Annotated in this window: 13 protein-coding genes and 1 pseudogene; 6 read left to right on the forward strand and 8 right to left on the reverse strand. The window is 65.0% G+C overall.

The features are described 5' to 3' along the window. Positions 1 to 99: 99 nt before the first annotated feature. Positions 100 to 1,470, forward strand: a pseudogene (locus FG94_RS10860) (serine hydrolase domain-containing protein). Positions 1,471 to 1,533: 63 nt separating this feature from the next. On the opposite strand, the gene FG94_RS10865 reads toward FG94_RS10860, so the two are convergent. From FG94_RS10865 to uraH, 8 genes are all read right to left on the reverse strand, one after another. Next, entirely contained in the window at positions 1,534 to 2,769 is a 1,236-nt protein-coding gene (locus FG94_RS10865; RefSeq protein WP_036210932.1) for a type II secretion system F family protein, read from the reverse strand. Between the two features lie 13 nt (positions 2,770 to 2,782). Continuing rightward, positions 2,783 to 4,510 carry a type IV-A pilus assembly ATPase PilB gene (gene pilB, locus FG94_RS10870; RefSeq protein WP_036210935.1) on the reverse strand — a complete coding sequence of 576 codons (1,728 nt, stop codon included), beginning with the start codon at positions 4,508 to 4,510 and terminating at the stop codon, positions 2,783 to 2,785. A gap of 264 nt (positions 4,511 to 4,774) precedes the next feature. Next, a complete protein-coding gene (locus tag FG94_RS10875) occupies positions 4,775 to 6,337 on the reverse strand; it encodes a methyl-accepting chemotaxis protein (RefSeq protein ID WP_036210938.1) in 1,563 nt (520 codons plus the stop codon). A 75-nt stretch (positions 6,338 to 6,412) separates the two neighbouring features. Next, positions 6,413 to 6,820, reverse strand: a complete 408-nt coding sequence (locus FG94_RS10880; RefSeq protein WP_036210945.1) for a hypothetical protein — start codon at positions 6,818 to 6,820, stop codon at positions 6,413 to 6,415. A gap of 10 nt (positions 6,821 to 6,830) precedes the next feature. Beyond that, on the reverse strand, positions 6,831 to 7,736 hold the full coding sequence (locus FG94_RS10885) for a hypothetical protein (RefSeq protein ID WP_229445911.1): 906 nt from the start codon (positions 7,734 to 7,736) through the stop codon (positions 6,831 to 6,833). 36 nt (positions 7,737 to 7,772) lie between these two features. Further along, on the reverse strand, positions 7,773 to 8,204 hold the full coding sequence (locus FG94_RS28175; RefSeq protein WP_229445912.1) for a hypothetical protein: 432 nt from the start codon (positions 8,202 to 8,204) through the stop codon (positions 7,773 to 7,775). Between the two features lie 74 nt (positions 8,205 to 8,278). Next, complete coding sequence (locus FG94_RS10890; protein WP_036211097.1) at positions 8,279 to 8,836, reverse strand: ClpP family protease; 558 nt, start codon at positions 8,834 to 8,836, stop codon at positions 8,279 to 8,281. Positions 8,837 to 8,898: 62 nt separating this feature from the next. Further along, on the reverse strand, positions 8,899 to 9,258 hold the full coding sequence (gene uraH, locus FG94_RS10895; RefSeq protein ID WP_036210948.1) for a hydroxyisourate hydrolase: 360 nt from the start codon (positions 9,256 to 9,258) through the stop codon (positions 8,899 to 8,901). Between the two features lie 93 nt (positions 9,259 to 9,351). Between uraH and puuE the strand changes: the two genes are divergently transcribed. The 5 genes from puuE (at position 9,352) to guaD (ending at position 16,625) form a co-directional block, all read left to right on the forward strand. Beyond that, on the forward strand, positions 9,352 to 10,293 hold the full coding sequence (gene puuE, locus FG94_RS10900) for an allantoinase PuuE (protein WP_036210951.1): 942 nt from the start codon (positions 9,352 to 9,354) through the stop codon (positions 10,291 to 10,293). 126 nt (positions 10,294 to 10,419) lie between these two features. Further along, positions 10,420 to 11,898 (forward strand): xanthine dehydrogenase small subunit, encoded by a 1,479-nt coding sequence (xdhA, locus tag FG94_RS10905; protein ID WP_036210953.1) that lies wholly within the window; start codon positions 10,420 to 10,422, stop codon positions 11,896 to 11,898. Between the two features lie 13 nt (positions 11,899 to 11,911). Continuing rightward, positions 11,912 to 14,242 (forward strand): xanthine dehydrogenase molybdopterin binding subunit, encoded by a 2,331-nt coding sequence (xdhB, locus tag FG94_RS10910; RefSeq protein ID WP_036210956.1) that lies wholly within the window; start codon positions 11,912 to 11,914, stop codon positions 14,240 to 14,242. Further along, positions 14,242 to 15,318, forward strand: coding sequence for a xanthine dehydrogenase accessory protein XdhC (gene xdhC / locus FG94_RS10915; RefSeq protein ID WP_036210959.1), 1,077 nt, complete (start codon positions 14,242 to 14,244; stop codon positions 15,316 to 15,318). Before xdhB ends, xdhC begins: the two co-directional genes overlap by 1 nt. Beyond that, positions 15,318 to 16,625, forward strand: a complete 1,308-nt coding sequence (gene guaD, locus FG94_RS10920) for a guanine deaminase (RefSeq protein WP_036210962.1) — start codon at positions 15,318 to 15,320, stop codon at positions 16,623 to 16,625. Before xdhC ends, guaD begins: the two co-directional genes overlap by 1 nt. The last annotated feature ends 224 nt before the right edge of the window (positions 16,626 to 16,849 follow it).

The raw sequence follows: 16,849 nt of genomic DNA on the forward strand, positions 1-16,849 counted from the left end.
CGTACTTGCGCCGTCAACTGGACCCCATTATATGCAGGCCGCATTGCGTATTGATTCAGGCATTGCTAGCATGAGGTAAATAAATTGCCAGGAGCAAGCATGAGAAAATTCCTCGCGGTGCCAATTCTGCTTGCTCTCTCTGTCAGCCCGTTTGGACAGGCAGCCTCTGATGGGAGTAATGCGCAGACGTCCGCTCGTCTTGATCAGATCGTTCGATCCTATGTCGATGACAAGAATTTCACCGGCTCCGTGCTGGTCGCGCGCGGTGATCAAACGCTGTTGAATAAAGGGTATGGCGAAGCGAATCGCGAGTGGGGTGTTCCGAACGGACCGGATACCAGGTTTCGGATTGCCTCGATCACCAAGTAATTCACAGCGGCAGCCATCCTCGTCCTTGCCGAGCGCGGCAAACTGAAGGTCGACGATAAAATTTCCAGCTACCTTAGGGATGCGCCTCCTGCATGGAAGGACATCACGTTTTTCCATTTGTTGACGCATTCGTCGGGCATTCCCGATCTCACCCGCTTCGCGAATTTCCGTGAGATCCAGCCAGTGTCGACCACGGCTGCCACGAGTATCGCCAGTTTCCGCGACAAGCCGCTCGAATTCACACCGGGCGAGCGGGCCAGCTACAGCAGCTTCGGCTACATCTTGCTTGGCCATTTAATCGAGCAAATTAGCGGGCAAACTTACGATCGCTTCCTCCAGGAGGCGATCTTCACGCCGCTGGGCATGAAAGATTCCGGATACGACAGGAATGCCACGGTCATGTCGCGCCGGGCCAGTGGTTATACGATGACGAAAGCAGGCGTCGAAAAAGCGGAATACGTCCACATGAGCCTACCCTATGCTGCCGGCGGATTGTATTCGACGACACAGGACCTGCTGCGTTGGCAGCGGGCCCTGTATGGCGGCAAGCTTCTTTCGCCGCCATCCTTGAAAAGGATGACGACCCCCTACAAGGATGATCAGGCGTTCGGGCTCGAAGTCATCAAGGGCGCAGGGGAACAGGAGATCACGCACAACGGCCATATCCAGGGGTTTCGCAGCTTTGTCGGGCACTACCCCGGGTCCGGGGGCAACGTCATCATTCTTGGGAACCTGGATGGGCGCGCCAACATACCGCTCATGCTGGACCGGATGGCCAAGGTGGCAGCAGGAGGCGCAGTCGTACTGCACTCCGAGCTGAAGGAAATCCCGGTCGCCGTCTCGACCCTGAAACAATACGAAGGAACGTATCGCCTGATGGGGGAAAAATTCACGCTCGAAGTAAGAGGCAATAAATTATGGGCGGGCGGCAGTGGCAGGTGGCCATGGCAACAACTCAAGGCACAATCAAACTCCGTGTTCTTTTATGAACACTTGAAAGATGTGAGCGTGGAAGTGATCCGTGACGATGCGGGCAGGGTGAGCTCGATCGTGATGCACAACCTGGGCACCCCGATTCCGGCCCCGCGCTGGGTGGACTGATCAACATGGCGAAAAAAAGGCCGCGACACATGTCGAGGCCCGTTTTGAGAATCGGTCAGCCGATCAAACCACCGACCCCAGCTTAAAGATCGGCATATACATCGCAATCACCAGGCCGCCAATCAGCACGCCCAGGATCACCATGATCAGCGGCTCCATCAGCGACGACAGCGCCGCCACCGCCTCGTCCACTTCCTCTTCGAAGAAGTCGGCCACCTTGCCCAGCATGGCGTCGAGCGAACCGGATTCCTCTCCGATCTGCACCATCTGGATGACCATGTTGGGGAACACGTTCGCGTTCTGCATCGAGATCGTCAGGCTGGTGCCGGTGCTGACTTCGGTCTGGATCTTCTTGGTCGCTTCCAGGTAGACGTCGTTGCCGGAGGCGCCGCCGACCGAGTCGAGCGCTTCGACCAGCGGCACGCCGGCGGCGAACATGGTCGACAGGGTGCGGGTCCAGCGCGCGATGGTGGCCTTGCGGATCACGGCGCCGAAGATCGGCAGGCGCAGCAGCAGGCGGTCCATCGCCTGCTGCATCTTGCGCGAGCGCTTCCAGGCCTGGAAGAAGAAGTACAGGCCGGCGAACAGCCCGCCGAAGATCAGCCACCACCATTCCACGACGAAGTCCGAGATGCCCATCACGATCAGGGTCGGGGCGGGCAGGTCGGCGCCGAAGGTCTTGAACACTTCCTTGAAGGCGGGGACCACCCAGATCATGATGATCGCGGTGACGACGAAGGCGATCGCGATGATCGAGATCGGGTACATCAGGGCCGACTTGATCTTGCCCTTGATCGCCAGCGTCTTTTCCTTGTAGATCGCCAGGCGGGTCAGGAGGTCTTCCAGGATGCCGGCCTGTTCGCCGGCGCCCACCAGGTTGCAGAACAGCGGGTCGAAGTAGACCGGGTACTTGCGGAAGGCGTTGTTCAGGCTGGTGCCGGTCTCGACGTCGTTGCGCAGGTCCATGATCAGCTTGGACATGGACGGGTTGGCATGGCCCTTGCCGACGATGTCGAAGGCCTGCAGCAGCGGCACGCCGGCCTTCATCATGGTGGCCAGCTGGCGCGTGAACAGGGTCAGGTCCTTGTCGGTGATCTTGCGTCCGCTGCGGTAGGCCTTCTTCTTGACCTTGGTGACCAGGATGCCCTGGCGGCGCAGCGTGACGTTGACGATCGCCTCGCCGCCGGCGCGCAGTTCGCCGCGCACGGTCTTGCCGGTCTTGTCCTTGCCTTCCCAGGCGTAGACCGCTTCCTTGACCTGCGCTGCGGCGCGGCTCCGGGGTTGTAGGGAGGTAGCCATATGTTCTTGTCGTCTATTCGTTGGTGCAGCCGAGCACTTCTTCGAGACTGGTGAGTCCTTGTTTTACCTTCATCAGGCCGGAGCGGCGCAGCGAGTTCACGCCTTCCTTCTCGGCCTGCTCGGCGATCTGCATCGAATTGCCGTGCGCGAGGATCAGGGCCTCGATGGCCGGGGTGATCGGCATCAGCTGGTAGATGCCGACGCGGCCCTTGTAGCCGGAGCCGAGGCAGCGGTCGCAGCCCACCGGGCCATAGGGCTTCCAGCCGCCTTCCAGGTCGCTGTCGCGGTAGCCGGCCGCGACCAGCACCTCGCGCGAGGTATCGAGCGGCTGCTTGCAGCTGCACAGGCGGCGCGCCAGGCGCTGCGCCGTGATCAGGATGACCGAGGAGGCGATATTGAAAGGCGCCACGCCCATGTTCATCAGGCGGGTCAGGGTCGAGGGCGCGTCGTTGGTGTGCAGGGTCGAGAACACCATGTGGCCGGTCTGGGCGGCCTTGATCGCGATGTCGGCGGTTTCCAGGTCGCGGATCTCGCCGACCATGATGATGTCGGGATCCTGGCGGAGAAAAGACTTCAGCGCCACCGGGAAGGTCAGGCCGGCCTTGTCGTTGACGTTCACCTGGTTCACGCCGGGCAGGTTGATCTCGGCCGGGTCTTCGGCGGTCGAGATGTTGATGCCGGGCTTGTTCAGTACATTCAGGCAGGTGTACAGCGATACCGTCTTGCCGGAGCCGGTCGGGCCGGTGACCAGTACCATGCCGTAGGGACGCGAGATCGCGTCCAGCAGCAGCGCCTTCTGTTCGGGATCGTAGCCGAGCGCGTCGATGCCCATCTGCGCCTGGGTGGCGTCGAGGATACGCATGACGGTCTTTTCGCCGAACAGCGTGGGCAGGGTGCTGACACGGAAGTCGATGCTGCGGGTCGGGCCAACGATCAGGCGCATGCGGCCGTCCTGCGGCACGCGCTTTTCCGAGATGTCGAGCTTGGCCAGCACCTTGATGCGCGAGACCAGCTTCTCGCGGATCGACAGCGGCGGATTGGCATGGTCGCGCAGCACCCCGTCGACGCGCATGCGGATGCGGTAGTACTTCTCGTAGGGCTCGAAGTGGATGTCGGAGGCGCCCAGCTGGAGCGCGTCCATCAGGATCTTGTTCAGGAAGCGCACGATCGGCGCATCCTCGACATCGCTCGCCGGGTCCGGCAGCGCCGCCGCCTGCGCTTCTTCCTCGGCGAATTCGATCTCGGCATCGTCGCCGACCAGCTCGTTCAGGCTCGCTTCGGTGCTCTTGGCCAGCTTGTCCAGCAGCTTGAGCAGGACATCGTGGGCCACGATCACCGGCTCCACCGAGGCCTCGCTCTGGAACTTGATCTGGTCCAGGGCCTGGATATTGGTCGGGTCGGACAGCGCCACCGACATCTTATTGCCGCGCTTGGCCAGCGCGATGACGCGCTGCGCCTGCATCAGCTTGGCGTCGATGGCGGCCGCCGGGAGGGATTCGGGCGCGAAGCAGGACAGGTCGAGCAAGGGGTAGCCGAAGGTCTCGGCGCAGAAGCTGGCCAGGGCGGCCGGCTCGATGATGCCGCTCTCGAGCAGGGCGTCGATGAAGGCGGTCTTGTCGGCGGCGGCTTTCTTGTGCAGCCCATCCGCCTGTCCCGGGCTCAGCCGGCCAGCCTGCACGAGCGCCCGCGCCAGGCCCGACAGGGGCGCACCGGTGATCGTGTTGGGGAGGACTGCTGCCATAGGAGAAGGGCTGGAAGGACGGAGTTTTACCCGGGATGGATTCTCTGGATGATGCCTACGGGCATCAAATTTGTAAAGCGTACCGTGCCCCGGGAGATGCGTACGCGCCACGTATATGGTGCAGCCGATAACGCTTGTGGTTGGGTCGACAAGCATTATGGTTGAGGTGGCAATGGAATGCCTTGATGCGGCGCGCGCGGGCGCAAAAAAGCCGGCATGGCGCCGATGGCGCCATGCCGGCCCGCAAGCGCGACGATCGACGGCTTACTTGAGCGCCAGCCGCCTGGCAGGCGAACCGAGCCCCGGCGTTGCCGTCTCCAGCTTGAACACCGACAGCGCGCTGGTGAGCTGCGTGGTCTGCTCCGACAGCGACTCCGCCGCCGCCGAGGCTTCCTCCACCAGCGCCGAGTTCTGCTGGGTCATCTCGTCGATGCTGCCGATCGCGCGGCCGATGTCGTCGATGCCCGCGCTCTGGCGCGCGCCCGCGGCGCTGATCTCGGCCATGATGGTCTGCACCTTGCGCACCGACTCCACGATCTGGCCCATGGTCACGCCGGCTTCGTCCACCAGCGCGCTGCCGGCGCTCACTTTGGACACCGAGTCGCCGATCAGTTCCTTGATCTCCTTGGCCGCCGCCGCCGAACGCTGCGCCAGGTTGCGCACCTCGCCCGCCACCACCGCGAAGCCGCGGCCCTGTTCGCCGGCGCGCGCCGCTTCCACGGCCGCATTCAGGGCCAGGATATTGGTCTGGAAGGCGATGCCGTCGATGACCGAGATGATCTCCACGATCTTGTTCGCCGAGCTGTTGATGTCGCCCATGGTGCTCACCACCCCGCCCACCACCTGGCCGCCGCGGGTCGCGATGCTGGTCGCGCTCTCGACCAGGGCATTGGCCTGGCTGGCGGCGCTGGCGTTCTCGCGCACGGCGCCGGTGAGTTCTTCCATCGAGCGGGTGGTGCGGTCCAGGCTCTCGGCCTGCGATTCGGTGCGGCGCGCCAGGTCGGCGTTGCCGCTCGCGATTTCCGAGCTGGCCAGGGCGATGGTGTCGGCCGACAGCTTGATCTCGGCGACCAGGGTCGCCAGGCGGCCACGCATCTCCTTCAGCGCCACCAGCAGGCTGCCCTTGTCGCCGGCTTCCAGGCGGATCTCGGTCGACAGGTCGCCGCTGGCCACGGCCTGGGCGATCTCGCGGGCGTATTCCGGTTCGCCGCCCAGTTGCTGCCAGATGGTGCGCACCACGAACCACGAGACCACCGCCAGGCTGGCGATCACGATCAGCGCGGTCACGATCATCGAGATCACGACCTCGTTCACGCTGTTCTTGCTGGCTTCGATGCCGGCCGCAAACTGGCGCTGGGCCGCTTCGTTGACCTTGGCCAGGTCGCCGTTCAGCACGGCGAGGGCCGATTGCATCTTGCCGACGACCGCCTGCGGGTCGCCTTGCTCCATTTCGAGCATGATGCGCGCGGCCGACAGGGCCGGCGCGTAATAGGCGTCGAATTCCTTGCCCAGGCGCGTGCCGGTTTCCAGCTGCCCCGGGATCTGCTTGAACTTGTCCAGCCTGGCGCGCAGCTTGTCGGCCTGCTCGCCGACCTGGCCGATCTTGTCCTTGTCGCCTTCGGCGACCGCGTCCTGCAGGCCGTCGGTGACGGCTGCGACGTCGAGAATGAGTGCCTTGGAAGCATCGAGCACCGGATAGTCGACGCTCGCGGTCGTGGTGATCGAGGTCAGCGCGCCGTTCGCGATCATCGCGCTGGCGCCGGCGCCAAGGCCGAAAATAATGGCGGAAATGACGGGCAGTGCCCAGATCCTGCGCTTGATGCTCATGGTGATGTCTCCAGAATGCAGAAACCGCCGGCGGCGCATGGCCGGCGGCGGGTGCTACCTATAAGGTGAGGCTTGTTACTGTGCCGAGTAGACGACCTTGACGCTGCCGTCGACGGCGCTCTTGTCGATGTAGCCGATGGCCTTCGGGTTGGCGGCGACGGCGGCCTTCACGGCGGCGTTGTCGGCGACTTCCTTCGGCATCGTGGCCTTGCCGGTGAAGACCAGCTTCGACCACAGGGCCTTGGCCTGGGCGGCGTCCTTGTCCGCGACCTTCTTGTAGAACTCGGCGCGCACCGGACTCGCATCGGCCTGGTCGATCGGGGTCATGGCGCTGGATTTACCCAGGAAGAACTGGGCCACCTGCTCCCTGGTCATTGAGGCTTCGGCGGCCTTCGGGTTCACCACCACGACCACCTCGGCCATGGCGGGAGCGGCTGCAAGGAGGGCGGCTGCAGCGAACAGCTTTGCAATCATCTTGTGCATGGTCCGCTCCTCAGAACACGAAGTCGAGGGCCACGGCGCCGACGACGACGTCGCCCTTGAAGCTCGGCTGGGCGTTCACGAACAGGCCGCTGCCGTTCTTCGGCTTGACGCGGTCGATCTGCGCTTTCAAGGCGACCGAGCTGGCGAAGTCCCAGCGGAAACCGAAGCTGCTGGTCGACTGCTCGCCCTGGCCGACGCCGGTGTTCGGCAGGCGGCGCACGCCGGCGCCGAGCTGCTGCATGGTCGGGGTGCAGGCGGCCGGGTAGCCGGCCGGGCAGGCTGCCGGCACGGTGTTGACGACGGCGCTGTCGATCTTCAGCACGGCGTGGCTGACGTAAGGCATGAACTTGTCGATGCGGTAGCCGCCCATCACGTACCAGGCGCTGGTGTCGTTGATGTAGGCCTTTGTCTTGCGCTTGGCATACTCGGTCTGGACGACGATGTCGTTCCAGTCCATGGCCAGGCCCAGCGAGCTGAAGGTCGCACGCTTTTCGTTGGCCTGGATCTCATCGGCGAGGGTGAGCAGTTGCGGGAAGCGGTAGCCGGCGCCGGCAGCGCGCAGGCCGCCCACCAGGGTGTTCAGCGAGGCCGAGTCGTCGACCGTGACCTTGGCGGTGGCGTGGCCGGCGCGGACGGTGAAGGGGCCGTGTTCGGCGCTGATGTTCAGGGCAGCAATCTGCTTCCCCTTGGCGTGCATGCCGCCGGCCAGCGGCGACTTCACGTTGCCGTAGGCCAGCTGGGTGGTCAGGCTGGTGTCGCCGAAGCCATGCTGCCAGGTGACATCCAGGCCGTCGATGCTGTTGAAGGGCACCTGCGAATAGACCTCCGCCGACGGACGCACGGTGTGGTTGGCGTAGCCGACGTTGCGGTAGTCGGAGATCATGAACACCGGCAGGCCGACGCGGCCGACGCGCACGCTCAGCTCGTCCGAGATGCGGGCCTTGGCGAAGGCCTAGGTCAGCTCGGCGCCGTAGCTCGCTTCGGCATCCTTGCGCACCAGGCCCTGGGCGGTCAGCGACAGCCAGCTGTTGACCGGCATGTCGGCCTGCAGGCCGAGGTTGGAGTCGATGCCGGTGCGGAAACCGCGCGCCGAACCTTCAGCCTGGTTCGGGCGTGCGAATTCGGCGTGGCGGGTGTCGGCATAGGTCAGGGCGCCGGTGCCGAAGCCGCTGATTTTTACGGAAGGGAAGCCGGCGCCATCCTGCGCAAAGGCGGCCGGGACTGCCAGCGAAAGCGCCAGCAGGGTAGCAATTACACTTTTTTTATCATCGTTCTGGTTGCAAAAGCTGCTCGGAAAAGGCGGCGCTAAAAAGGCAGCAAGCAGGCAGCGCCGTGAAACTCTGAAAATTATTCTATCCAGCGAGCAATTTTTGATGCAACTCAAAAGATGACAATTGGTGACATTTTATGCCGGAATGTCATTACCTGTTGTGCAATTGAAACAGCGTGTTGTCAGATTTAATTCCACCAATGACAAGTCGACCCGGCTGCCGGCAACTGCGCCTGCACCGCGCGGTGGACGATCCCGGCCTTGACCGCCCCGTCGGCATCGAAGATGCGTGCATTGCCGGTCAGGTTGCTGCGGATGTCGGTGGGGCAGCCGGCGGCGGTCGTGGCCTCGAGGAAGATGCTGGCATAGCGCTCGGCGTCGAAATCGAGGCAGTCGCGCCATTCGGACACGCGCGAGTGGTCGGCCGCGACCAGGCTGCCGAAACCCCAGTGCAGCGGGTGGATCAGGAAGCGTGTGCCGGGGCAGGCATAGCGTTTTTGCCCGGCCAGGAAGATGACCACGGCCACCGATTCCACGCTGCCGATATTGTGGGTGGTGAGCGGCACCGGCAGCGATTTCAGGAAGAAATACAGGGCGAAGCCGGCCGTCATGTTGCCGCCCTCGCTGGACATGTGCAGTTCGATCTCGGTCGCGCCGTTTTGCAGCGCCTGCAAGCAATTGTTGCGAATGCTGCTGGCGGAATGATGGTTGATCGGTCCGATGAAATGAACGATATGCAATGCCATGGCTTCTCCCGACGCGATGAGATCGAGCATAGCAAGTTTCAGGCGCCGGCCGCGTCCGGATGCTAGCTGCCCCGGTAGGTGGAGTAGGACCAGGGCGTCATTACCAGCGGCACGTGGTAGTTTTGCTGTGCGTCGAAGATGCCGAAAGCGATCGTCACGCGGTCGAGGAAGCGCAAGTGGGGCGGGGGCAGCGCCACCCCCTGGGCGGCGAAGTAGTCGCCGGCATGGAAGACCAGCTCGTACTGGCCGGGCCGCAGCAGCTCGCCTTCCAGCAGCGGCGCGGCGCAGCGGCCGTCGCTGTTCGTGACGTCGGTCTTGATCAGGGTGCGCCCGGTTGCGTCGATACCGTACAGCTCGACCTTGACGCCTGCGCCGGGGCGGCCGTGGGCGGTATCGAGCACGTGGGTGGAGAGTTTGCCCATATCAGCAGAATGAGTGGAAGTATGCGGGCAATCATATACCGTTGTGCTTCCTGCAATATATGATCGCCGATATATTTGCCTCTTTCCGAGCCCATGGACACTTATTCCGAATATCCGCGCGACCTGGTCGGCTACGGCCGCAATCCGCCGCATGCGCGCTGGCCCGGCGGCGCGCGCGTGGCCCTGCAGTTCGTGCTGAACTACGAGGAAGGCGGCGAGAACTGCGTGCTGCACGGCGACCCGGCCTCCGAAACCTTCCTGTCCGAGATCATCGGGGCGCAAGCCTTCCCGATGCGCCACATGAGCGTGGAGTCGCTCTACGAATACGGTTCGCGCGCCGGCCTGTGGCGGGTGCTGCGCCTGTTCGAGGAACGCGGCCTGCCGCTGACGGTGTTCGCCGTGGCGATGGCGCTCAGGCGCCATCCCGAGGCGGCCAGCGCCTTCCGCGAACTGGGCCACGAGATCGCCTGCCACGGGCTGCGCTGGATCTCGTACCAGAACGTCGACGAGGCCCTTGAACGTGCGCACATGGCGGAGGCGGTGCAGATCCTGCGCGAGCTGACCGGCGAAGCGCCGCTCGGCTGGTACACCGGGCGCGATTCGCCCAACACGCGCCGGCTGGTGGTCGAGCACGGCGGCTTCGCCTACGACGCCGACCATTACGGCGACGACCTGCCGTTCTGGCAGCAGGTCGAGACCAGCGACGGCCAGCGGGTGCCGCACCTGGTGGTGCCGTACACGCTCGACACCAACGACATGCGCTTCGCCGCCATGCAGGGTTTTAACTCGGGCACCCAGTTCTTCGACTACCTGAAAGACGCCTTCGACGTGCTGTATGCCGAGGGCGACCCTGACGGCCTGGACCGGCCGAAGATGCTGTCGATCGGCCTGCATTGCCGGCTGGTCGGACGGCCGGCGCGCGCCGCGGCGCTGGCGCGCTTCCTCGACTATGTCCAGGGGCATGATAAGGTCTGGATCACGCGCCGCATCGACATCGCGAACCACTGGAAAACGCTGCATCCTTTCCTAAAATGAAAGAGCAGGGCGATTCATAAGATATACGAATATATTGATAAGTAATATATAGTTTATCTTATAAGTGGTGTGCTTCCGGGTGGTAGCCTTCCGCCCTTGCCGCTTTTGCAGCCAAGAGAGAACAGAATGCCAGAGCCGATCCGCTTCTTTTACCGCGGCGCCGTCCACGAAGTACGTGACGCGCAGCCGACGCAGACCATCCTGCAGCACCTGCGGGAGGACCTGCATTGCACCGGCACCAAGGAAGGTTGTGCCGAGGGCGATTGCGGCGCCTGCACGGTGGTGATCGGCTCGCTGGAAGACGGCGAATTGCAGCTCAAGGCGGTCAATTCCTGCATCCAGTTTACGCCCACGCTCGACGGCAAGGCCTTGTTCACGGTCGAAGACCTGCAGCAGCCCGACGGCAGCCTGCATCCGGTCCAGCAGGCCCTGGTCGAGTGCCACGGTTCGCAGTGCGGTTTCTGCACCCCGGGCTTCGCCATGTCGCTGTGGGGCATGTACCTGAAACAGGAAAGCCATGGGCTTTCCGGCCGCCAGCCCTCGCGCTGCCAGATCGACGATGCGCTCTCGGGCAACCTGTGCCGCTGCACCGGCTACCGCCCGATCATCGACGCGGCCCGCCGCATGGTCGAGCTGCCCCCAAGCGCTTTCGACCGCGCCGCGCTGGCCGAGCGCCTGCGCGTCCTGCAGCGCACCCACGGCTTCACGTATGAAGCGCAAGGCGGACGCTTCCACGTCCCGCGCACGCTCGCCGAGCTGGTGCAGCTGCGCAGCGCATTCCCGCAGGCGCTGATGCTTGCCGGCTCGACCGACGTCGGCCTCTGGGTCACCAAGCAGATGCGCGAGCTGAACGACATCATCTACCTGGGCCAGGTGGACGAGCTGAAAACGCTGGCTGAATCCGGCAGCATGCTCGAGATCGGCGCGGGCGTGAGCCTGAACGATGCCTACGCGGCCATCTGCCGCCACTATCCGGATGCCTTGACCGAGATGTGGCAGCGCTTCGCCTCGCTCCCGATCCGCAATGCCGGCACGCTGGGCGGCAACGTCGCCAACGGCTCGCCGATCGGCGACTCGATGCCCTGGCTGATCGCCCTGGGCAGCCAGGTGGTGCTGCGCAGCGCCGCGGGCGAGCGGGTGCTGGCGCTGGAAGATTTTTATCTCGGCTACCAGCAGAAAGACCTGCAGCCGGGTGAGTTCGTCCAGGCGGTACGAGTGCCGCTGCCGCGCGCCGGCCTGCGCTTCCGTACCTATAAGCTGGCCAAGCGCTTCGACCAGGATATCTCGGCCGTGTGCGCGGCCTTTGCCGTCACCCTCGACGGCGACACCGTGGCCGCCGCACGCATCGCCTTTGGCGGTATGGCGGCCACGCCCAAGCGCGCCGCCAAGGCCGAAGCGCTGCTCATCGGCCAGCCATGGAACGAAGCTTCGCTGCGCGCTGCCATGAACGCGCTGGCCCAGGATTACGCGCCGCTGAGCGACATGCGCGCCTCCAGCGCCTACCGCATGCTGGCTGCGCAGAACCTGCTGCGCCGTTTCTGGTTCGAGACCCGCCTCGAGAATCCGCTGCCGGCCAGCGCGCTCAATGCCTTCGCGGCCGCTTGAGGGGAGAACGGACATGAACGACGCAGGCACCCCCATCCTCGACGCGGCCCAGTGGACCGAAGTCGGGCGCGCGCGCGCGCACGAATCCGCCGTGCTGCACGTGCTCGGCCAGGCCACCTATACCGACGACATCCGCGAAACCGCCGGCACCCTGCATGCCGCGCTCGGCCTCTCGAGCCGCGCCCATGCGCGCATCCTCGGTATCGACCTGGAACAGGTAGCAGCCAGCCGCGGCGTGGTGGCGGTGCTCACCGCGCAGGATATTCCGGGACTGAACGACTGCGGCCCCATCATCCATGACGACCCGATCCTGGCGGACGGCCTGGTCCAGTACGTGGGACAGCCGGTCTTTATCGTCGTCGCCGACAGCCACGACAACGCGCGCCGCGCCGCCAGGTTGGCCAGGATCGACTACGAAGACCTGCCGGCAATCCTGACGCCGCAGGAGGCGCGCGCCGCCCAATCGTACGTGCTGCCGCCGATGCGCCTGGCGCGCGGCGACGCGCACAGCGCCTTCGCAGGCGCGCCGCACCGCGTGAAAGGCGAGCTGTATGTGGGCGGCCAGGAGCAGTTCTACCTCGAAGGCCAGATCGCCTACGCCATTCCCGGCGAAGACCACGGCATGCACGTCTACTGCTCGACCCAGCACCCGAGCGAGATGCAGCACGTGGTGGCGCATGCGCTCGGCCTGCATTCGCACCATGTGACGGTCGAGTGCCGCCGCATGGGCGGCGGCTTCGGCGGCAAGGAATCGCAGTCGGCGCTGTGGGCGGCGGCGGCGGCGATTGCCGCGGTGCGCACGCGCCGTCCGGTCAAGCTGCGCGCCGACCGCGACGACGACATGCTCGTCACCGGCAAGCGCCACTGCTTCCACTACGAATATGAAGTCGGCTACGACGGGGAAGGGCGCATCCTCGCCGCGAAGGTCGACATGGTCACGCGCGCCGGCTTCTCGGCCGACCTGTCCGGTCCGGTGGCGACGCGCGCCGTCTGCCACTTCGACAACAGCTATTACCTGTCCGACGTCGAGATCCGCGCCGCCTGCGGCAAGACCAATACCCAGTCGAACACCGCCTTCCGCGGTTTCGGCGGACCGCAGGGCGCGATCGCCATCGAGTACGTGATCGACGAGATCGCGCGCAACCTCGGCCGCGACCCGCTCGACATCCGGCGCCTGAATTTCTACGGCAAGGGCGAGCGCAACGTCACGCCCTACGGCCAGGCCATCGTCGACAACGTCATCCACGAGCTGGTGGCGGAGCTCGAGCAGACCAGCGAGTACCGCGCGCGCCGCGCGGCGATCGAGGACTTCAACCGCGCCAGCCCCGTGCTCAAGAAGGGCCTGGCGCTGACACCCGTCAAATTCGGCATCGCCTTCAACGTCACCCACCTGAACCAGGCGGGCGCGCTGGTGCACGTCTACGTGGACGGCTCGATCCTGGTGAACCACGGCGGCACCGAGATGGGGCAGGGGATCAACACCAAGGTGATGCAGGTGGTGGCCCACGAACTGGGCGTGGACCTGGCGCGCGTGCGCGCCACCGCCACCAATACCAGCAAGGTCGCCAACACCTCGGCCACCGCCGCCTCGACCGGCGCGGACCTGAACGGCAAGGCCGCGCAGGACGCGGCGCGTAAGATCCGCGACCGGCTGGCCGCCTTCGTCGCAGCGGAGTTCGGCGCCAGTGCTTCTGAAGTCCATTTTGCCGACGACACTGTGTTCGTGAACGGAGAAGCGCTGCGCTTCGGCGAAGTGGTGGCCAAGGCCTACCTGGCCCGGGTGCAGCTGTGGTCCGACGGCTTTTATGCCACCCCGGGCCTGCACTGGGACCCGAAGACCATGAACGGCCATCCCTTCTCCTACTACGCCTATGGCGCCGCGGTGTCGGAAGTGGTGGTGGATACGCTCACCGGCGAATGGAAGCTGCTGCGCGCCGATGCGCTCTACGACGCCGGCAATTCGCTCAACCCGGCGATCGACATCGGCCAGGTCGAAGGCGCCTTCATCCAGGGCATGGGCTGGCTCACCACCGAAGAGCTGTGGTGGAACCCGGCGGGCAAGTTGATGACGCATGCGCCTTCGACCTACAAGATCCCCGGCGTTTCCGACTGCCCGGAGGACTTCCGCGTGCGCCTGTTCCGGAACAGCAACGTCGAGGACAGCATCCATCGCTCCAAGGCCGTGGGCGAGCCGCCGCTGCTGCTGCCGTTCTCGGTGTTCTTCGCGATCCGTGACGCCATCTCCGCGGTCGGCGATCACCGGGTGCATCCGCCGCTGAACGCGCCGGCCACCTGCGAAGAGATCCTGAAGGCGGTGGCAGCCGTCGAAGCGGCGAGCGCTTGATGAGCGATTGGTTGCCAAGGGAGCTGCACGGACCGGCAGTGCTGGTGACGGTCGCCCGCGTCGAGGGCTCCGTCCCGCGCGAACCGGGCGCGCGCATGCTCGTCGATGCGCAGGGCTTTCGCGGCACCATCGGTGGCGGGCACCTGGAGCACCGGGCGCTGGAGATGGCGCGGGTGATGCTGGGGCAGGGTAGGGGGCAGGCGCATGTCGAGCGTTTTCCGCTGGGGCCCAAGCTGGGGCAGTGTTGCGGGGGGATTGCGTGGCTGGCTTTCGAGATGGCGGATGCAGGTCAATTAAAGCTGCTCGCAGCACGGCGCAATGAAGACAGCTGGCGCTTGGTTTTCGTAGGGTGGGCGGGTTCCCCGCCCACGCGTTCAACTGACGGAAGCTCAGCCGAGAATTCATCTTTAGCTGAACGCGTGGGCGGGAGACCCGCCCACCCTACAACTGCGTTGTTCGACGGGAGTGGACGACTGCTTGCCGGCGGGGACGCTCCCGCATTCGACCGCACTGCGGGCACGCACATCTTCCAGGACGCCGACAACCGCCTCTGGCTGCTTGACGCCATCCTCGCCCCGCGCGCCCACCTGATGCTGTTCGGCGCCGGCCACGTCGGCGCCGCCATCGTCCGCGCGCTGGGCGAACTGCCCTGCCGCGTCACCTGGGTCGACGAGCGCGACGAGCTGTTTCCGGCCTCGATCCCGGCCAACGTCACGGTCGAAGCGACCGACACCCCCGAGGTGCTTGTTGAAAAAGCACCACACGGCACCACCTTCCTGGTCATGACCCACAGCCACGCACTTGACCTGCAGCTGTCCCACGCGATACTGTCCCGCCCCGGCGCAGGGGATTGGTTCGGCCTGATCGGTTCAAGCACCAAGCGCCGCCAGTTCGAGCACCGCTTGCGCGAACGCGGCATCGATGCCGCGCGCCTCGACGCGATGGTCTGCCCCGTCGGCTTGCCCGGCATCGAGGGCAAGGCCCCGGCCGTGATCGCGGCCTCCGTGGCGGCCCAGCTGCTCCTCGTGTGGGAAGCTTGCGCCCGCCAGCCAGACGTTTCAACGGAATTTATCTAATGTCCACCGCACCCAATAACGTGCAAGCCTACCGTGCGAGCTTGCTGCATTTTCACGCCGACCCGGCTTTCGACAGCGACGCCTACGCCTGGCACGAGGACGGCCTGCTGTTCGTCGAAGACGGCCGCGTCAAGGCGGCGGGCGATTACGCTGCCCTGGTCGGCACGCTGCCGCCAGGCGTGGCCCCGCACGACTACCGCGGCCAGCTGATCACGCCGGGCTTCATCGACACCCACCTGCATTACCCGCAGACCGACATGATCGCCTCGCCGAGCCCGGGCCTGCTGCCCTGGCTGGAGACCTACACCTTCCCGACCGAGCGCCGCTTCGAGGATCCGGCGCATGCGCGCGCCACCGCCGAGTTCTTCCTCGACGAGCTGCTGCGCTGCGGAACCACCACCGCCGTGGTGTACTGCACCGTGCATCCGCAATCGGTGGACGCGTTCTTCGAGGCCAGCGAGGCACGCAACTTGCGCATGGCGGCCGGCAAGGTGCTGATGGACCGCCACTGCCCTGACTTCCTGCGCGACCTCGAGGGCGGCGTCGGCGCCAGCGCGGACCTGATCGAGAAGTGGCACAAGCGCGGCCGCCAGCTGTATGCGATCACCCCGCGCTTCGCCCCCACCTCGACCGACGCCCAGCTGCGCGCCACCGCCGAATTGGCCCAGGCCTACCCGGACACCTTCATCCAGACTCACGTCTCGGAAAACAGGGACGAGTGCAAGTGGGTGGGCGAACTGCATCCGCAGGCGCGCAGCTACCTGGACGTCTACGAGCGCTTTGGCCTGATGCGTCCGCGCGCCCTGTTCGGCCATTGCATCTGGCTGGACGACGAGGACTTCGCGCGCATGACGGCCACCGGATCGGCGGCGGCGGTGTGCCCGACCTCCAACCTGTTCCTCGGCAGCGGCCTGTTCGACTTCGAGAAGGCCGACGGAGCACGCACGCTGCTCTCGCTCGGCACCGACGTCGGCGCCGGCACCTCGTTCTCGATGCTGCAGACCATGAACGAGGCCTACAAGGTGGCGCGCCTGAAGGGCAGCTACCTGAAGGCAGAGCGCATGTTCTACCTGGCGACGCTGGGCGCGGCGCGCGCCATGGGCCTGGAAGGCACGGTCGGCAACTTCCAGCCGGGCACGGAAGCAGACTTCGTCGTGCTCGACCCAAGCTGCACGCCGCTGCTGGCGCGCAGGACGAAGCAGCTGGACTCGCTGGAAGAACTGCTGTTCGCGCTGGCGCTGCTGGGGGATGACCGGGCCATCCGGGCGACGTACTCGGCCGGAACACTCGTTCATAGCCGCACATGATTTTGTAGGGTGGGCAGGTTTCCTGCCCACGCGGTCAAACCAGCAAGATCTACCCGTTCGTCAGTTGTAGCCGCAACTATCACCGCGTGGGCGGGATACCCTGTATGGCACAGGGACATGGGTTACACATGTCTAGAGACATAGGTGACACATGTCGAACCATTCTACGCCTTAATCCTGAGGTCGATTTCTGCGACTTTTCGCGTACAGAACATGACGTCGAA

The organism is Massilia sp. LC238, from assembly GCF_000735635.1.
Lineage (GTDB): Bacteria > Pseudomonadota > Gammaproteobacteria > Burkholderiales > Burkholderiaceae_D > Telluria > Telluria varians.